The 17,958-nt window shown below is 35.6% G+C and carries 15 protein-coding genes; 13 read left to right on the forward strand and 2 right to left on the reverse strand.

Translation table 11 applies throughout. The features are described from left to right. Positions 1-141 precede the first annotated feature (141 nt). From HM983_RS12920 to HM983_RS12935, 4 genes are all read left to right on the forward strand, one after another. Positions 142-1,152 (forward strand): 3-oxoacyl-ACP synthase III family protein, encoded by a 1,011-nt coding sequence (locus HM983_RS12920; RefSeq protein ID WP_179346014.1) that lies wholly within the window; start codon positions 142-144, stop codon positions 1,150-1,152. Positions 1,153-1,271: 119 nt separating this feature from the next. Beyond that, a complete protein-coding gene (locus HM983_RS12925; RefSeq protein WP_179346016.1) occupies positions 1,272-1,817 on the forward strand; it encodes a hypothetical protein in 546 nt (181 codons plus the stop codon). A gap of 358 nt (positions 1,818-2,175) precedes the next feature. After that, entirely contained in the window at positions 2,176-2,979 is an 804-nt protein-coding gene (locus tag HM983_RS12930; RefSeq protein WP_179346018.1) for a helix-turn-helix domain-containing protein, read from the forward strand. A 73-nt stretch (positions 2,980-3,052) separates the two neighbouring features. Next, positions 3,053-3,595 (forward strand): cupin domain-containing protein, encoded by a 543-nt coding sequence (locus HM983_RS12935; protein WP_179346020.1) that lies wholly within the window; start codon positions 3,053-3,055, stop codon positions 3,593-3,595. Positions 3,596-3,937: 342 nt separating this feature from the next. Here the strand turns inward: HM983_RS12935 and HM983_RS12940 are convergent, their stop codons facing one another. Beyond that, entirely contained in the window at positions 3,938-6,406 is a 2,469-nt protein-coding gene (locus HM983_RS12940) for an outer membrane beta-barrel family protein (RefSeq protein ID WP_179346022.1), read from the reverse strand. 106 nt (positions 6,407-6,512) lie between these two features. Between HM983_RS12940 and HM983_RS12945 the strand changes: the two genes are divergently transcribed. Then, positions 6,513-6,875: a CoA-binding protein gene (locus HM983_RS12945; RefSeq protein WP_179346024.1), complete on the forward strand. Its 363-nt coding sequence runs from the start codon at positions 6,513-6,515 to the stop codon at positions 6,873-6,875. On the opposite strand, the gene HM983_RS12950 is transcribed toward HM983_RS12945, so the two are convergent. Next, entirely contained in the window at positions 6,850-8,316 is a 1,467-nt protein-coding gene (locus HM983_RS12950; RefSeq protein WP_179346026.1) for a sodium:solute symporter, read from the reverse strand. The genes HM983_RS12945 and HM983_RS12950 overlap by 26 nt on opposite strands. Before the next feature lie 73 nt (positions 8,317-8,389). Between HM983_RS12950 and HM983_RS12955 the strand changes: the two genes are divergently transcribed. The 8 genes from HM983_RS12955 (at position 8,390) to HM983_RS12990 (ending at position 17,928) form a co-directional block, all read left to right on the forward strand. Further along, positions 8,390-11,395: a VPS10 domain-containing protein gene (locus HM983_RS12955; RefSeq protein WP_179346028.1), complete on the forward strand. Its 3,006-nt coding sequence runs from the start codon at positions 8,390-8,392 to the stop codon at positions 11,393-11,395. Between the two features lie 86 nt (positions 11,396-11,481). Beyond that, entirely contained in the window at positions 11,482-12,099 is a 618-nt protein-coding gene (gene recR / locus HM983_RS12960) for a recombination mediator RecR (protein WP_179346030.1), read from the forward strand. A gap of 6 nt (positions 12,100-12,105) precedes the next feature. After that, positions 12,106-13,206, forward strand: a complete 1,101-nt coding sequence (locus tag HM983_RS12965; protein ID WP_179346032.1) for a glycosyltransferase family 2 protein — start codon at positions 12,106-12,108, stop codon at positions 13,204-13,206. 89 nt (positions 13,207-13,295) lie between these two features. Further along, entirely contained in the window at positions 13,296-14,648 is a 1,353-nt protein-coding gene (locus tag HM983_RS12970; protein WP_179346034.1) for a dihydrolipoamide acetyltransferase family protein, read from the forward strand. A 205-nt stretch (positions 14,649-14,853) separates the two neighbouring features. After that, positions 14,854-15,630: a 3'-5' exonuclease gene (locus HM983_RS12975; RefSeq protein ID WP_179346036.1), complete on the forward strand. Its 777-nt coding sequence runs from the start codon at positions 14,854-14,856 to the stop codon at positions 15,628-15,630. A 97-nt stretch (positions 15,631-15,727) separates the two neighbouring features. Continuing rightward, a complete protein-coding gene (locus HM983_RS12980; RefSeq protein ID WP_179346038.1) occupies positions 15,728-16,339 on the forward strand; it encodes a fumarylacetoacetate hydrolase family protein in 612 nt (203 codons plus the stop codon). Then, positions 16,340-16,681, forward strand: a complete 342-nt coding sequence (locus tag HM983_RS12985) for an Hpt domain-containing protein (protein ID WP_179346040.1) — start codon at positions 16,340-16,342, stop codon at positions 16,679-16,681. Further along, positions 16,681-17,928, forward strand: coding sequence for a competence/damage-inducible protein A (locus HM983_RS12990; RefSeq protein WP_179346041.1), 1,248 nt, complete (start codon positions 16,681-16,683; stop codon positions 17,926-17,928). The genes HM983_RS12985 and HM983_RS12990 overlap by 1 nt, the downstream gene beginning before the upstream one ends. Positions 17,929-17,958: the final 30 nt, after the last annotated feature.

Genomic DNA, 17,958 nt, shown 5'->3' on the forward strand with positions numbered 1-17,958 from the left:
GGACTACTGTTATGCATGCATAACGATTTGGCTTTTGTATAGTAGTAAATAGGTTAAATTTGCGGTCTATGTGTTTAATGAGATTCCCACTCTTACATCGTCGAGTTCGTTGTAAACTGAGGAAACTAAAATAAATTTTCGATGTACAATTCAAAAATAATAGGCTTAGGTAAATATGTTCCTGATAATGTAGTCACCAATAAAGATTTGTCCAAACTTATGGATACTAGTGACGAATGGATACAGGAACGCACAGGAATCAAAGAACGACGTTGGGTAAAGGACGGAGATGGTGATACAACAGCAACTATGGGCGTGAAAGCTGGAAAGCAAGCTATTGAACGAGCCGGAATCGATAAAGATGACATAGATTTTATCATATTTGCAACGTTGAGTCCAGACATGTATTTTCCTGGACCAGGTGTACAGGTACAGCATGCGCTAGATATAAAAACTGTAGGAGCTTTGGATGTGCGTAACCAATGTTCTGGGTTTGTATACGCCATATCAGTTGCCGATAATTTTATAAAAACGGGCATGTATAAAAATGTGTTGGTGATTGGTAGCGAACTGCATTCACACGGTTTGGATAAAACTACTCGAGGTCGAGGAGTGTCTGTGATTTTTGGAGACGGAGCAGGAGCGGCAGTTTTAACTCGAGAAGAAAATACTTCAAAAGGTATTCTGTCTACCCATCTGCACAGCCAGGGAGAACATGCCGAAGAACTGGTAGTCAAAGCACCAGGAATGGGAACACGTTGGGTTACGGATATTTTAGAGGAAAATGATGATAATGACGAAAGCTATTTTCCATACATGAACGGTCAGTTTGTATTTAAAAATGCCGTAGTGCGTTTTAGCGAAGTGATTATGGAAGGCTTGATGAAGAACAATCTGAAAAAAGAAGATATTGATATGCTTATTCCGCATCAGGCAAATTTGAGAATAGCACAATTTATACAACGTAAGTTTGATTTGTCGGATGACCAAGTATTTAATAATATTCAGAACTACGGAAACACCACGGCGGCATCAATACCCATAGCACTTACTGAAGCTTGGGAAGAAGGTAAAGTAAAAGAGGGCGATACGGTAGTTTTAGCTGCTTTTGGTAGTGGCTTTACTTGGGGAAGTGTGATTATTAAATGGTAGGCAGTTAGAAACAATTTTTAGTTTTTCCCTTTTTAAAAAAAATCGCTTACCTCATTATATTGAATTGCTTTAAGATTTTAGAGCATGTGTTTTAGTGAAGTGTTGACTACAAATTTAAAATGAAAATAGGAAGGAAATTTAACCAATTACACAAGAGTGAATATTTTCATTTTATTGACAATCATAAAAAATACACTGATTTCAACACTTTGGGTATGTATCGCTCGATTTGTGAAAATGAAAAATTGAATTTGGATGACCGAATTGAAATTCGTGATTATGCCAATTCTACTTTCGGAAAGACATTTAATTTTTATCAACTCAAAGATCCTAAAACTAATTTTGATTTGACAACTCTTGGAATGGATTTAACCCAAGCTGATGCAAGACAGCTTTGGGACGATATAAAAGTAAATCAACAAAAAATATTAGCTGAAAAAAGAATAAAACACAGAAATTTCGGGGAATATTCCAAACATAATTGCGGATATGCTAATTGTCCGTACAATGGACTTATGATTAAACAAGGTTCTGGATTAACTGAAAATCATATGTGGTTTAAGGAGGATAAGAATCAATATGTAGCAAAAGATAAATCTGCACGGAACAAAATTCAAAGGAAAAACATACGTCATATAATCAGGGACGAATTGGATAATGAATAGAAAATACCAGAAGGTAGCAATTCAAAAATTCAAACATGTCCACCTGTAATATTTGAAAACGTTCATGTAGCCCGAAAATAATAGCAAACAAAACCGTAATAGAAAGTTGTACGATAAAGAAATTTCATTTTTTGGTCGGGTTCTTGCGATTTGGAAGGTGCTATTTTTTGGCGGTTCTTTTTTTCTGGTGTACAGTAATTATAAACTAGAAATTAGTGCTATCATATTCTGACTTCTGTTTCTAATTTTAAACTTAATTTTTCTCTTTCAAGAAGGTTACTGCTATTCAATTGAAAATTTCATAAATTTATAAATCAATTATGATCTTGATTAAGAATAGAATAGGTTTCAATTGCATATGCAAATCGATAAAATCAAAATATCACAAATTTTAAATGACACGGTTTCAAACCGAGATAGTGAAACATTTGTAATATGCTGGATAAAAGATGAGGTCGAAGGCTTAAAGATAAACCATAAGCTTTATCATAATGTGTCCAACTCTATTCTGTTTCTAGATCCAAAATATCGGTGGAAGGTTTTAAAAGGTAATACTACTAAATCCTCTGGCTATATTTTATATCTACCGAATAAGGTGTTGGATCATCCGCTTTTGAGTAAGCTTCATATCAATAAGGTGCGATTGTTTAATACGGGTGAAATTCCTTTGTTTAAATTAAGTCCAGGTATTGAAAAACGAACCCAAGCCATCTTGGAAATGATTGATGAATTGGTAGGCTCACAGCTTAACCATAAAGAGGACGCTATCTTATCGCTGCTGAATACCTTTTTTGTGTATTGTGATGGACAATGTAATATTAAGTCTGTGGCGTCTAATAATAATGCTCGAACCCAATTGGTGTATAGTTTCAAAAAATTAGTAGACGAAAAAGTTATGAACGACCATGAAGTGTCTTATTATGCCGATCAGCTTAATGTCTCACCAAAATATTTGAATGAATGTGTAAAAGAAGTTTTGGGAGTAAGTTCAAAAAACATCATCATAGAGCAGCTGCTAATGAGATCGCGTTACGCTCTAAAATTCACTAACAAAACCATTAAAGAAATAGGTTTTGACTTAGGGTTTTCTTCACCCGATTACTTTAGTTATTTCTTTAAAACCCATACGGGAACAACACCTTCGGCTCTTAGACAAGCCTAAATTCTAAGATTTTACCGAGTTTTTCACATTGATTCACTTTATTGGTTAGTATACCTTGCAATAAAACTAAATCATGGATAGAAAGAAATTTTTAAAAACATCTGGTTTTGGATTGGGATTGGCGTTGATACCAAGTATTTTAAAGGGGGATTTAAAATTCAAAGAAATAAACTTTCTCTCTAATAATCCTAAAATTGTTCAGGATTCAGAAGGTACTATTCTCAATGTTATTGGAGACATACAAACACATAAATTAGTAGGAAGTGATACAGAAAACCAAATTGTTGAATGGGTAGATAATGTCGAGCCCGGCGTTGGTATTCCGCCACATGTTCATACTAAGGAAGATGAAATTTTTAGGGTGGTAAAAGGTCAAGTTGAAATAATGGTTGATGGAAAAACCCAAATTTTAAATGCTGGAGATATCGCTTTTGCTCCAAAAAATATAGTGCATGCTTGGAAAATTGTTGGTACAGAAAAAGCCAAAATGATTACGTCTGCTTTTCCGGCAGGAATAGAGCATATGTTTATAGAACTAGCTAAACTGCCTTCTGGACCACCTGATTTTAAAAAGGTAACGGAAATTTGCGGAAAGTATGGTATTAACTTTGTTTAAAACACCACTAACTATGTCAAAAAGAAAGCCCAAACATTTAATGTTTGGGCTTTCTCGCTATTAACCAACTTAACTAACACTATTATAAAAATTAATTTATAATTACTATTACTTAAAACTTATCTCACCCATATAGACGTAAAACTTTCGGTTTTATTTCATGGAATTTTAAGTTTAACGCATATTTAACAAAAACCCTGACAACTTTAAGTCATCAGGGTTTTCTAATTTAATAGTTTCACATTAACACTAACCATCAACTATTTATGTGAACTATTAAATATGTTTTCTTTAATTAAAAAACACTTATGTTGCGCTCAGTGTGACAATTTTCTTTATTTCTTAAAAGAAACCTCCTCCATCTTTTTCATTGTCATCACGATCCTTTCTAGATTTTGCTCTGTATTTACCGCCTCCAAATCTATAAGATAAACCGGCATAAATGGTTTTAAATTCACCTTCAAAATTTACATTCTGTACAAAGGGACGCTCACTTAAAACACTTATTTCTTGAGTGTCAAAGACATTGCTAAAGTTAAGGCTAAAAGTTGCTCTGTTGTCTTCTAGGAAATTATAACGTAAGCCTAGATTCACAAAGTAAATTGGGTCCACTTCAAAATTAAGCCCGGTTTCCTTACCTCGATACAACCCAAATGCCGAAAGCGATAAATTTTTAGTGACTTTAAAATTGTTAAATACTCTAAAGTTGTAAACCAAGTTGTCGACCTCTACCGTAGTTTGTATCACATCACTTTCTACAGGATTAACTATGGTCGGGTCAATAGATTCGGCAATACCTTTTTGTTTCTGGTTGTACAAATCAAAACTGGCATTAAAACTCCACCATTTGGTTGGCCTGTAATTGCTTGAAAGTTCAATACCGTAAGCGTTCGTGGTGTCAAAATTGCCGTTGGTTAAAATTACACGTCCAGAAGATAAATCCGATCGATCAACAATCACGACTTGGTTAATTTCGTCTTCAATTAATCTATAAAATACACCAGCGGTAATACTGCCTTTTTCAAGATTACGAGTGTAATTTGTTTCTAACGAATTTGTAAACTGTGGTGTTAATTCGGGGTTCCCAAATTGTGAAATCAATGCAGTGTTAAATTCTGGTATTGGATTTACCTGTCCAACGCCTGGCCGATCTACACGACGGCTAAAACTGAACTGATAAGAATTTTTATCCGAAGCCGAGTACGTAACAAATGCCGATGGGTACACCTGAAAATAGTCGTTTTCAAAAGGAAAATCAGTTGTGGTATTGTCCGTTAAATCAGTATCAACAGCAAAGGCGTCAACTTCTACCATTTCTGCTCGAATGCCTAATTTATATGACCATTTTTCTAATGTTAAGCCATAGCTAGCATAAGCAGAATAAATATCACGAGTATAATCAAATGAAGTTTGTGTCGGAATGTAATTACCATTATCATCACGTACTCGAGCATCTGAATTATAGTTAATTATATTTTCAAACAACCTGGCCTGTAGCCCAACTTCGAGTTTTGATTTTTCAGTTAATGGGTTCACGTAATCTAAATTAATCGTGGTGTTGGTACGATCAATATCTGTGTTTTCTATAAAATTGGGACGTACAATTACGCCACTGAAGAGATTTAATGTTGTTGAGTTGCCATCGTACGTATTGTAATCTGCTTCGAGCTCAATATTATGACCTTCATCAAATTCTAGTTTGTAATTAAAATTGTATTGTTCGCTGTTGTTTTCACTGGTACCATCAATAGACTGTAATTGTGTAGCTGCATTATTTGATGAAATGACTGCGGTATTTACCAACGCTCCGCCATCATAAAGATTCTGATTTGTAAAAAACGAGAATGTATTTTTATCGTTTAAGTAATAATCAACACCCACTTTAAATAGGTGGCTATTATTTTCATTTAAGATATCTAACTCTTGGGTTAGTCCGGTTTCTACTTGTGATACGCTACCTTCATTTACATTGTCTGAAAAACTATTGCCATAACTTCCATAAAAATTGAGCTTACCATTTCGGTAATTTGCATCAATAGAACTATTGAATTTTGGTTCAATTTGATAGCTCAATCCAACATTTGCATTACCGTTAAAGCCAATGTTTACATTTTTATGTAGAATGATATTAATAATACCGCTCATTCCTTCAGGATTGTATTTTGCTGATGGATTGGTGATTAATTCGATTTGTTTAATGGAGGTTGAAGGAATCTGTTTCAATAATTGAGCCGCAGGAATGTTGGATAATTTTCCATCTATCATGACCTGAACATTTTGGTTACCACGAAGTGAAATACCACCTGTTTGTTGGTCCACATTCACGGACGGTATATTATTCATTATATCTGAGGCTGTTGGGCCTGTGGTAGTGAGGTCTTTTCCAACGTTAATAACCTTCCGATCTATTTTTTGTTGAATGGTTGAGACTTCTGCGACGACGGTGACTTCGTCCAGACTTTCGATATCTTCTTCTAGAAGAATGTCTCCCATTTCAATTTGGTAATTGTCGTTTCCGATGGTTACTTGTTTTAAAATAGTTTTATAGCCAATAAACTTTATTTCAATATTTACAGCGCCTTCAGGAATTTTTTCAATATTAAAAGTGCCATCGGCATTAGTGATGCTACCTGTAATAATCTTATCTGCAGAATCTTTGACGATGACATTCACGTAAGGTAAGGGCTCGTTGAGCTGAGCGTCTATAATACGACCAGATATTGAACCGTTTTTAATGTCTGAATTTGATTTGGGTTGTGCGCTTAAAATGGCTGATGAGACCATTAAAAGCATTAGAAGGAAATGCTTCATTTTTGATTGATTTTTTTGATTGATTGATGTTTGTTTCTTTCTAGCTAGACGACTATCTTTACATTACGTTACCCTCTTTAACATAACTTAACAAGGTTTTAACAAAATGAAAAAGAAAACACTCGTCATTGGAGCATCGCTCAATCCAAGCCGTTATTCCAATATTGCAATTAATAGAATTAAAAATTCTGGCCATGAAGTCAAAGCCTTTGGATTGAGGGAAGGTGAAGTGAATGGAGTAAAAATAGATACAGAATTAAAAGCATATAAGGAGCTTGATACAATAACTCTTTATCTCAACCCAAAGCGGCAAGAACCCTACTATGAATACATTGTTGGACTAAATCCAAAACGTGTAATTTTCAATCCAGGTACAGAAAACCCATACTTTTATGCAATTTTAAAAGATAATAATATTGAAGTTGAAGTCGCCTGTACATTGGTTATGCTGGCAACGAATCAGTATTAGACTTCTTTCTCAACAGCGCCAATCCTATAAACATCAACAGACCATTTACGATTAAGATTTCAAAACCGATTTCATAACCGTTAAACAGTTCCTTAGAATTGAGGTTTAAAACGTATGAAATCAATGGTGCTGCAATAGCGATGACCCAAACCCACTTGTCTTTTATTTGCGATTTGGTAATTAAACCAAAAGCAAATAGACCCAATAGTGGGCCGTAAGTATATCCGGCTGCTTTAAATAACTCCCATATAACAGATACATCAGTAAAGATTACATCAAATAATATGATGACCAATACTAAAATTACGCTAAAAAGAACATGGATTTTCTTTCGTGTTTTTTTCTGTTCAGCTTGAGGTTTTTTGTCGATCTCAATTATATCTATACAAAATGAAGTCGTCAGTGAAGTCAGTGCAGAATCGGCACTGGAATATGCAGCAGCAATTAGTCCTAACAAGAAAAATGCAGAAGTCACTACACCAATTTCTGGAAGCATGGCTATTGTCGGGAAAAGATCATCTTTTTTTGCTGTAATACCATTGGCCTCAGCATACTGAGTGAGCATTAAACCAAGCGCCATAAAAAGTAGGTTTACAAAAACGAGAACAATAGTAAATGAGACCATATTTTTCTGAGCCTCACGTAGGTTTTTGCAGGTCAGGTTTTTCTGCATCATATCCTGGTCTAAACCAGTCATGGTAATTGTGATGAAAATTCCTGAGAGAAAGCTTTTCCAAAAATATTGAGGATCGTTGACATCATCAAAAAAGAATGTTTTACTTAAAGCGCTATCTTTTACATTAGTCACAACTTCAGAAAAGGAATTCAAATCTAACGCAGAAGCCAAAAAAACAATCGTCACCACAACAGAAACTAACATAAACAACGTCTGAAGCGTATCAGTAAAAATTATAGTCTTAATGCCACCTCTAAAAGTATAAAGCCAAATCAACCCAATGGTAATGATCACCGTTATAAGAAACGGAATTCCAAAGCGGTCAAAGATTAAAAGTTGAAGTACTTTGGCTACCAAAAACAATCTAAAAGATGCACCAACAGTACGAGAAATTAAAAACGCTACAGATCCAGTTTTGTAGCTTACATTTCCAAAACGGTCTTTGAGGTAGGTGTAAATGCTAGTGAGATTGAGTCTGTAATATAATGGTAGTAATACAAATGCTATAACCAAATAACCCAAAATATAGCCATACACTACTTGCATATATCCAAACTGTTTGGCTTCAACAGCTCCTGGTACAGAAATAAAGGTCACTCCAGATAGTGATGCTCCAATCATTCCAAAGGCAACTAAATACCATGGAGCCGATTTATTTGCCTTAAAAAAAGCAGCATTTGAGTCTTCTTTACCAGTAAAATAGGATATGACAATAAGGACGCCGAAATAAGCTGCGATTAATAATAGAATGGATAATGGGGTCATAAAATAATTTTTTAAGAAAATTTTATGAAAAATAGTACTTTTGCCATAATAAGCCTTAAAAATTAAACTAAATATGAAAAGAATTACACTGATCCTTACAGTAATCTTGGTGGGAACATTATCCTACGCTCAGGATTATAGAACTTTAATAGCAGAAGGCACACACACGGTTGAATATATTAGCGAAGTTGCAGAACGTCATTTCGATACCGTAGGGAGAGAAAGAGGAACAGGCTTTAAACCATTTAAACGTTGGCAGTATTTTGCTGAACGCGCAATGGACGAAACAGGAAAACTAAAATCACCAGAATTTTATTACAACGAACTTGAAGCTTACAATGCGAGAATGGTAGAGGAGGGTATTGCAGATAGAACAGTGGTAGGTACGTGGGAAGAAATGGGTCCAACCTATTGGAATGCAACTTCTGGTTATAATCCAGGTGTTGGGAGAATCACATCAATTGCCGTTGAGGATGGTGACATTAACCATATTATTGTTGGTGGTGAAACAGGTGGAGTATGGAGAACAATAGATGGTGGAACAAATTGGACCGTATTGACTGATAATTTAGCCAATATCGATGTGTATGCTTTGGCTATAGATCCGCTAGATAATTCAACTTATTATTGGGGTTCAAAAAGTGGTTCTATTTTTAAGTCTGTGGATAGTGGTGCAACTTGGACACTTCAAGGTAGTTTGCCTGGAGGTAATGTTAATAGAATACTTATACATCCAACAGATAACTCAAAAATATATGCTAGTGCTGAGGGTGCAGGTCTTTATAAATCAACAAATAATGGTGTTACTTGGTCCATAATTACCAATGGAGCAACAAATGGATACGATTTTGAGTTTAAACCTGGTGACCCTAATACCATATATGCTTCTGGAAATAATTTCTACATTTCTACAGATGGAGGCACAACTTTTACAGCTCCTGATGGCTTGAGTGCGTGGACTCAGGAATTTGAGAATGCCAATTCAGGCTGGACAACAGCATCTTCTAACCAAAACAATACAGTTAGTCCAAACACAGGCACTGGGATGGCACTTTTTTATGTTGGTAATTTTAATCAGCATAGGACTAAGTTGGTAACTCCTTCAATGGATTTAGGTGGTGCTGCCAGTCCAGAAGTTAAGTTCTCTTTTACAAATGTGAATTGGGCAGGCGATGTTGATGAGTTGAGAGTTTTTTACAAAACTTCTTCAGCCGGAAGTTGGGTGCAATTGGCGGAATATACTACAGAATCAAACATATGGAACGATGTGACATTAGCTCTCCCTAATCCTACTGCTGATTATTATTTAGCCTTTGAGGGCACTTCAAAATGGGGAAGAGGCTTGACTCTAGATGATGTATCGATAGAAACTCCAAATAATGGTGTTATATTTTCAGACGGTTTTGAATCTTCACCTAATGAATTTTCATCAGGAGCTAAAATGATCGGAGTTTCTGAAGATGATCCGAATGTTGTTTATGTAGTAGAGGCGGCTGGTGGTGCATTTGGAGCATTTCACAAATCTACCAATCAAGGTCAGAATTTTTCGAAATTAAATCACGCAAATAAAAATTATTTTGGCTACTCTTCAGACCCTGAAGATAGTAACGATGCAGGTCGTGGTCAAGCTCCAAGAGATATGGATGTGGCAGTTAATCCAGATAATGCAAATGATGTACACATTGCGGGAATTAATACATGGCGTTCTACTGATGGAGGAACTAGTTTTAATATAACTTCCCAATGGACGCCAAATAGTGCTAATGGACAAAATATTGGTTATTGCCATGCAGATATTGATTTATTAATGTTTGTGAAAGATGGAAATAATCCTAAACTATTTGTTGGATCGGATGGAGGTATTTATAAAGCAGAAAATCCTACGGTGATCAATAGTAATTACTACACCGATTTAACACCGGGATTAGGTATTAGACAATTTTATAAAATTGGAATTAGCCAAACTAACCCTGTTATAGTTACTGGAGGTTCACAAGATAATGGATCGACAGTGCTAGGAGCAGACGGTGTCTGGAGAGATTGGTGGGGAGCAGACGGTATGGAAGGTTTTGTAGATAAAAACGATTCAAATCTTATCTATGGGACTTCTCAATTTGGTTCTTTTATAAAATCTTTTAACGGAGGAAATAGCGTATTTGGTATGGGACAACCAGATGGTAAAGGCGGACAAAATAACTGGAATTGGATTGTCCCTTTTGAGCAAGATCCAACAGTTCAGAATACGCTTTATTGTGCTTTTGATTTAGTCTATAAATCAACAAATGGAGGAAATTCATGGACTACAATATCACCAGATTTTAACGCGAGTATAGATCATTTAAAAATTGCACCAAGCAATAATCAATATATGTATTTGGCAATAAATGGTGCGTTTTGGTATACCATAAGTGGTGGTAGCGTATGGAGACAATCAGGATTAGACTTAAATGGAGGAAGAATAAATCAAATCGCTGTACACCCAACCGATCCAGGCAAGGTGGCAATTGCTACGACAAATAGCGATAAAGTTTATGTGAGTACAAATAATGGTGCAACGTGGACATCTATGCGCTTTGATTTACCAAATTTTTCCGCGCAAGCATTAGCGTGGCAAGATAATGGTGAAGACGGACTGTATGTGGGCATGAATTACGGAATTTATTATACCGATAACAGTTTAGGAAATACTTGGGCGCCCTTTAGTAATGGATTGCCTAACGTAAGAATTAATGAGTTGGAGATAAATACGGCCGACGATAAAATATACGCAGCTACCTATGGAAGAGGTCTCTGGAGATCAGATATTTATAATCCGGCACTCAGTGTAAATGATTTTAATATCCAAGATTTGTCGATGTATCCTAATCCTGGTAATGATGAAATTAATTTGAAATGGAATCAATCTGAAGATGTAAGTGTTAAGATTTATAACACACTTGGTAAATTAATGTTTTACACAAAAAAGGTGAACTTACAAAATGGGCTAAAAATTAATACTTCGGCCTACGGATCAGGTATGTATTTTGTAAAATTGAATACTACAAAAGGAGAAGTGACTAAGAAACTTATTCTTAATTAATCTCTATAATCATATTTAAATGAATCCAATTGTAGTTCTTCTGCAATTGGATTTTTTTATGCTCAAAATTAAGTAACTTCGTAATCATGGAATTTTCATCTAAATTATTGGAAAATGCAGTTAACGAAATGTCGCAATTGCCAGGTATTGGTAAACGAACGGCATTGAGATTAGTCTTGCATATGCTGCGCCAACCAGAAGAGCAGACCTATCAATTGGCAAATGCCCTGAGCAAAGTGCGAGCAGAAATTAATTTCTGTAAATCGTGCCATAATATAAGCGACGATATACTTTGCGAAATATGTCGAAACCCAAACCGAAATAGAGCACTAATTTGTGTGGTTGAAGATATGAGAGATGTAATGGCTATTGAAAATACCAGCTCATTTAAAGGTCTGTACCACGTGTTAGGAGGTAAAATATCACCGATGGATGGCATAGGACCACAGGATTTAAACATAAATACTTTGGTGAATAAAGTGAAGGAGGGAGAGGTTAAAGAATTGATTTTTGCAATGAGTCCAACAATGGAAGGTGACACAACAAATTTTTACATTTTTAGACAAATCCAAGATTATAAAGTGACCACCTCAACAATTGCTAGAGGTGTAGCAGCAGGAAACGAACTTGAATACACAGATGAAATCACGTTGGGTCGCAGTATTATAGACAGAGTGCCTTTTGAAACCTCACTAAAGTCCTAAACTATTTTGAAGCTATCTGTTATTGTTCTCAATTATAATGTGCGCTATTTTCTGGAGCTTTGCCTCCAGAGTGTTCAAGACGCACTCAAGTCCATTGAGGCAGAAATTATAGTGGTCGACAATAGCTCCTCTGATGATAGTTGCGAAATGGTGAAAGAGCGATTTCCCGAAGTAAAATTAATAGAAAATACACAAAATTTAGGATTCTCGAAAGGGAATAATATAGGAGTGGCAGAGTCTAAGGGCGAATACATTTGCATACTTAATCCGGATACTGTTATTGCCGAAGATACTTTTATTCAAATCCTTGAATTTGCTAAAAGTAAATCTAACTTCGGTATAGTGGGCTGTCAATTAATTGATGGAACGGGAAAATTTCTCCCTGAAAGTAAAAGACATATACCTACAGCAAAGATTGCATTCCAAAAAATGATGGGCAAGTCCGACCATTATTACAATCGAAATATTGAAAATGATGATGTGGGCAAAACCGACATTTTAGTTGGTGCATTTATGATGTTAAGACGTGATGTTTATAATGAAGTCGGTGGTTTTGACGAAGATTATTTTATGTATGGAGAGGATATCGATTTATCCTTTAAAATATTGAAAGCAGGATATAGCAATTTTTATTTTGGTAAAACATCCATTATCCATTTTAAAGGAGAGAGTACCTTCAAAGATAAAGTATATGCTAAACGATTTTACCAAGCTATGGCTATTTTTTACAGAAAACATTTTGAACGAAATTCGCTCTTTACGGCAATGGTAAAACTAGCAATAAAGGTTGGGTCTCAGAAGGGGAAATCCATTCCAAAATTGAAGAAAATAAAAATTAAAAAATCTATTCTAGTTTCCAACGGAAATTTTGAGACAATGACTTCAAAATTACAGCAACCGTTTACTCAGGTTTCTAGATTACCTGAAATCTCAGAAAACTCCCAAGTTGTTCTAGACGCAAATCATCTTGGTTATAAGGCAATCATCGAATATATGAAATCGAGTGACACTTCAAAATCTATTTCATATAGGATTTTGCCAAAAAATAGTACATTTATCATCGGAAGTGATAGCAGCGTCCAAAGAGGCGAAGTGCTCCATTTCTGATGATTTAAATTGAATAAAATTCAGTAAAACAAGTGTTTTTTTACTAATTTTGCAGTCAATTATACAATAAAGACCTTCAAATTATAGATATGGCAAAGTTTGAACTTAAGTTACCTAAGATGGGAGAGAGTGTTGCAGAAGCAACGATTACCTCTTGGCTCAAAGAAGTTGGAGATACCATTGAGGCCGATGAAGCTGTTTTGGAAATCGCTACCGATAAAGTAGATAGTGAAGTACCAAGTGAGGTGGACGGAGTATTGGTTGAAAAATTATTTAATGCAGACGACGTAGTTCAAGTGGGTCAAACCATAGCTATTATTGAAACCGACGGTGATAATAACGGCGAAGTTGAAGAAAAGAAGGTAGAAGAGAAAGAAGAGTCACAAACTGACGTACAACCGCCAAAAGAAGCTGCAGAAATTACACAATCTGTAACTGCTGCCAAAGAAACCACTGAGCCAATTACATCTTCTGGAGAGCGTTTTTATTCACCTTTAGTGCGAAATATCGCGAAACAAGAAGGGATTTCTCAATCTGAATTAGATAGTATTGACGGGACTGGGAAAGATGGTCGTGTAACTAAGAATGATATTTTAGGATACGTAGAATCTCGTGGTAATGAGAAACCACAAGAATCCATTTCACCTGCAGTTCCAGCTCAAAAAACACATATTCAACAACCCGTAAAAGATAAAAATTCAGAAAAACCAACTGTAGCTCCTAAAAGTTCAGGTGAAGACGAAATCATAGAAATGTCCAGAATGGGCAAGCTCATTTCAAAGCACATGGTAGATTCTGTTCAGACTTCTGCACATGTACAATCGTTCATTGAAGCAGATGTTACTAATATTTGGAATTGGAGAAACAAGCACAAAGAAAGCTTTAAAAAGCGTGAAGGAGAGAACCTAACCTTTACGCCAATATTTATGGAGGCTGTGGCGAAAGCCATTAGGGATTTCCCGATGATTAATATTTCCGTGCAAGGTGATACAGTAATTAAAAAGAAACATATCAATTTAGGTATGGCTGCTGCATTGGGAGATGGTAATTTAATTGTACCTGTAATCAGAGATGCAGATCAATTGAATTTATTGGGTATGGCTAAAAAAGTGAATGATCTAGCCAAAAGGGCCAGAGAAAATAAATTAAGTCCTGACGACATTCAGGGTGGAACTTACACTGTAACCAATGTGGGTACTTTTGGCAGTATTATGGGTACACCAATTATTAACCAGCCGCAAGTTGCCATTTTAGCATTAGGTGCCATTAGAAAAGTACCAGCTGTTATAGAAACGCCAGAAGGAGATTTTATAGGCATTCGTTATAAAATGTTTTTATCTCATTCTTACGACCATAGAGTTGTCAATGGTGCACTTGGTGGGCAGTTTGTAAAAGCCGTTAAAGATTATTTAGAAGCTTGGGATGTGAATCGAGAGATTTAATGCTAAAATAGAGTTATTACTAAAACCCGATAATTTGCGGGTTGATTTAGTAACTTACAACGAAAATAAAAAGCACAATTTTTAGGACTGTGCTTTTTTTGTTTTTAAAATGTCAAATCTATCAGAGCTAATACTCTTTGGGTTTATCATAAACTTAAAGATCAAGTTCAAAATAACTAATTACCTTTACAATAAGAAAGTAAATATGCAACTCAATTTAAACAAACCCATCTGTTTTTTCGATTTGGAAACAACAGGCATCAATATTTCAAAAGACCGAATTGTAGAAATCTCAATTCTAAAAATTTATCCAGACGGAAAGGAGGATAGCAAAACCTGGATTGTAAATCCTGAAATGCCAATTCCAGCAGAGGTAACAGCCATTCATGGTATTTCCGATGCAGATGTGGCTGATAAACCAACATTTAAAGAGCTCTCAAAAGAAATTTACAATATGATTAAGGATTCGGATTTAGGAGGTTTTAATTCCAACCGTTTCGATATTCCGCTTTTGGCAGAGGAAATGCTACGAGCAGAAATAGATTTTGACATGAAGGGTAGACAGTCCGTAGATGTGCAAACCATTTTTCACAAAATGGAGCAACGTACGCTAAGTGCAGCATACAAATTTTACTGCGATAAAAACTTAGATGATGCACACAGTGCAGAAGCTGACACCAAAGCAACTTATGAAGTTTTAAAAGCACAATTAGATAAGTACGAGTCATTAGAAAATGACACTAAGTTTTTAGCGGAATTTAGCTCTCGTAAAAAATTCGCTGATTTTGCTGGCTTCTTGATTTTTAATAAAAAAGGAGAAGAATGCTTTTCGTTTGGTAAGCATAAAGGCAAACGTGTTTTGGACGTGATGGAGCAGGAGCCAGGTTATTTTGGGTGGTTGCTTAATGCAGATTTTCCGCTTTATACCAAAAAAGTATTGACAGCGATTAAGCTGAGACAATTTAATAATAAATTAAGCTAATTATTGTCATTTCTACCTACGGCAGAATCCACAAATTAGGAATTAATGTTTAACGAAATTGATTTCGCATCAAGTGCGGAAGAACAAATATATTGTCATGAAACTAATCTGCATAGGTCGCAATTACACCGACCACATAAAAGAGCTAGAAAACGAAAAACCAACAGATCCTGTTGTGTTTATCAAGCCAGATACTGCCATACTGCTAAAAAAACAACCGTTTTTTATACCTGATTTTTCGGATGATGTGCATCATGAGGTTGAAGTTTTGATAAAAATCAATAGAGTTGGCAAGTATATAGACAAAAAATTCGCACATAAATATTATGATGAAATCGGGCTCGGAATCGACTTCACTGCGCGTGATCTTCAAAAGCAATTAAAGGAAAAAGGACTACCATGGGAAAAGTCCAAAAGCTTTGATGGTGCTGCTGTTATTGGAAAATGGTTGTCAAAATCCAAATTTAAGGATGTTAACGATATCAACTTCAGTTTAAAGAAAAACGAGGAGGTCGTTCAATCTGCAAATACAGAATTAATGCTATGGAAAATCGATGAACTTGTAGAATATGTGTCAAAATATTTCACTTTAAAAATTGGAGATATTATCTTTACAGGAACACCAGCAGGTGTTGGTAAAGTTTTTGCAGATGACAGGTTAACAGGATACATTGAAAATGACGAAATGTTTTCCATAAAAATTAAATAAATGCCACAACATTACAAATTGCATCGCGTTCGCGAAATGGCCGATAACGATGAAGATTTCGTAGCAGCATTAGCAGCCGCTTTTATTGAAGAAGTTCCAGAAGATGCGGCGCGACTTAAGAAAGCTGTTCCAGCCAAAGATTTCCAAGAAACCTATCAGGCAGCTCATAAAATGAAACCCACCATTGATTTGTTCGAGCTAAGTGTATATGACGAATTAATAAAAATACAGGATTGGGGTAAATTTGAGCAAACGGACAATAACGTTGATCAAGAATTGCAAGTGCTCTTACAGGGAGTAGAAGATGCTACAAATGAGATGAAATCAGATTTCGGGCTATAATGCAAGCAGAAATCATTACTATTGGCGATGAGATTCTCATTGGCCAGATTGTAGATACCAATTCGGCTTTTTTAGGAAAAGAATTCAACAAATTTGGTATTTCAATTTATCAAATCACCTCCATTCAAGATGATAAGGCGCATATTCTAAAGGCTTTAAAAGAAGCAGAGGAAAATGCTGATATTATTATTATCACTGGTGGACTCGGTCCCACAAAGGACGATATTACCAAACACACTATTTGCGACTATTTTAACGATACTTTAGTTGAGGACAAGGCCGTTCTTAAAAATGTAGAAGCGCTATTTGCAAAATATATAAGCACGCCAATTTCCAATCTTAATAGACAACAGGCTTTGGTTCCTTCTAAGGCAGAAGTGTTGATGAACCAATTTGGTACAGCACCAGGCATGTGGATTGAGAGAAATGGTAAAGTGTTTGTGTCTCTGCCAGGAGTACCTTATGAGATGAAGGCTTTGATAACCCATGAGGTCATTCCCAGATTGCGTAAAAAATTCAATTTTCCCTTTATTATGCACAGGACACTATTAACCTATGGTTTGGGTGAAAGTGCCATTGCAGAGCGTATCGAAGCATGGGAAGACGCACTTCCGGATTTTATAAAATTAGCCTATTTGCCTAGTCTTGGTCGAGTACGTTTGCGTTTGTCCGGCAAATCGTTGGACAAAGCGATTGTGGAAAAAGAAATCCAAAACCAAATAGATTTGGTATTGCCACAACTCCAAGACATATTTGTTGGATTTGAAGAAGACTTATCAATTGAAGCTATTATTGGCAAGAAACTTACTGAATTAGGGAAAACCCTATCCATAGCTGAAAGTTGTACAGGAGGAAGAATATCACAATCATTTACAGCAAATGCAGGAGCATCAGCATATTTTAAGGGTAGCATTGTGAGTTATTCCACGAAATCTAAAGTGAATATTTTAAATATTCCTGAAAATGAAATCTCGAAGTATTCCGTTGTGAGCAAAGAAATTGCTGAAGCTATGGCAAAAAACGTAAGGCAATTGTTTGATACAGATTTTGCTATAAGTACCACAGGAAATGCTGGGCCAAGCAAAGGAGATTCTGATGCCGAGGTCGGAACGGTGTGGATTGCTATTGCCACAAAAGCTGGTGTACGATCAGAAGTTTTCAATTTTAGTAACCACAGAGAAAAGGTAATAATGAAGGCTGCTAACAAATCGTTTGAAATGCTTCAAAAAGAAATTGAAGGTATTTAATAAAAAAAGTAATATTTTATATTTGTTGAA

The organism is Winogradskyella ursingii, from assembly GCF_013403975.1.
In the GTDB taxonomy this organism is placed as follows: domain Bacteria; phylum Bacteroidota; class Bacteroidia; order Flavobacteriales; family Flavobacteriaceae; genus Winogradskyella; species Winogradskyella ursingii.

Excerpts from the sequence above, each read along its gene's own strand:
- HM983_RS12950 (WP_179346026.1), bottom strand. The coding sequence starts at position 8,316 with ATGACCCCATTATCCATTCTATTATTAATCGCAGCTTATTTCGGCGTC.
- HM983_RS12945 (WP_179346024.1), top strand. The coding sequence starts at position 6,513 with ATGAAAAAGAAAACACTCGTCATTGGAGCATCGCTCAATCCAAGCCGT.
- HM983_RS12955 (WP_179346028.1), top strand. The coding sequence starts at position 8,390 with ATGAAAAGAATTACACTGATCCTTACAGTAATCTTGGTGGGAACATTA.
- HM983_RS12990 (WP_179346041.1), top strand. The coding sequence starts at position 16,681 with ATGCAAGCAGAAATCATTACTATTGGCGATGAGATTCTCATTGGCCAG.
- HM983_RS12980 (WP_179346038.1), top strand. The coding sequence starts at position 15,728 with ATGAAACTAATCTGCATAGGTCGCAATTACACCGACCACATAAAAGAG.
- recR (WP_179346030.1), top strand. The coding sequence starts at position 11,482 with ATGGAATTTTCATCTAAATTATTGGAAAATGCAGTTAACGAAATGTCG.
- HM983_RS12920 (WP_179346014.1), top strand. The coding sequence starts at position 142 with ATGTACAATTCAAAAATAATAGGCTTAGGTAAATATGTTCCTGATAAT.
- HM983_RS12970 (WP_179346034.1), top strand. The coding sequence starts at position 13,296 with ATGGCAAAGTTTGAACTTAAGTTACCTAAGATGGGAGAGAGTGTTGCA.
- HM983_RS12985 (WP_179346040.1), top strand. The coding sequence starts at position 16,340 with ATGCCACAACATTACAAATTGCATCGCGTTCGCGAAATGGCCGATAAC.
- HM983_RS12935 (WP_179346020.1), top strand. The coding sequence starts at position 3,053 with ATGGATAGAAAGAAATTTTTAAAAACATCTGGTTTTGGATTGGGATTG.
- HM983_RS12925 (WP_179346016.1), top strand. The coding sequence starts at position 1,272 with ATGAAAATAGGAAGGAAATTTAACCAATTACACAAGAGTGAATATTTT.
- HM983_RS12975 (WP_179346036.1), top strand. The coding sequence starts at position 14,854 with ATGCAACTCAATTTAAACAAACCCATCTGTTTTTTCGATTTGGAAACA.
- HM983_RS12930 (WP_179346018.1), top strand. The coding sequence starts at position 2,176 with ATGCAAATCGATAAAATCAAAATATCACAAATTTTAAATGACACGGTT.
- HM983_RS12940 (WP_179346022.1), bottom strand. The coding sequence starts at position 6,406 with ATGAAGCATTTCCTTCTAATGCTTTTAATGGTCTCATCAGCCATTTTA.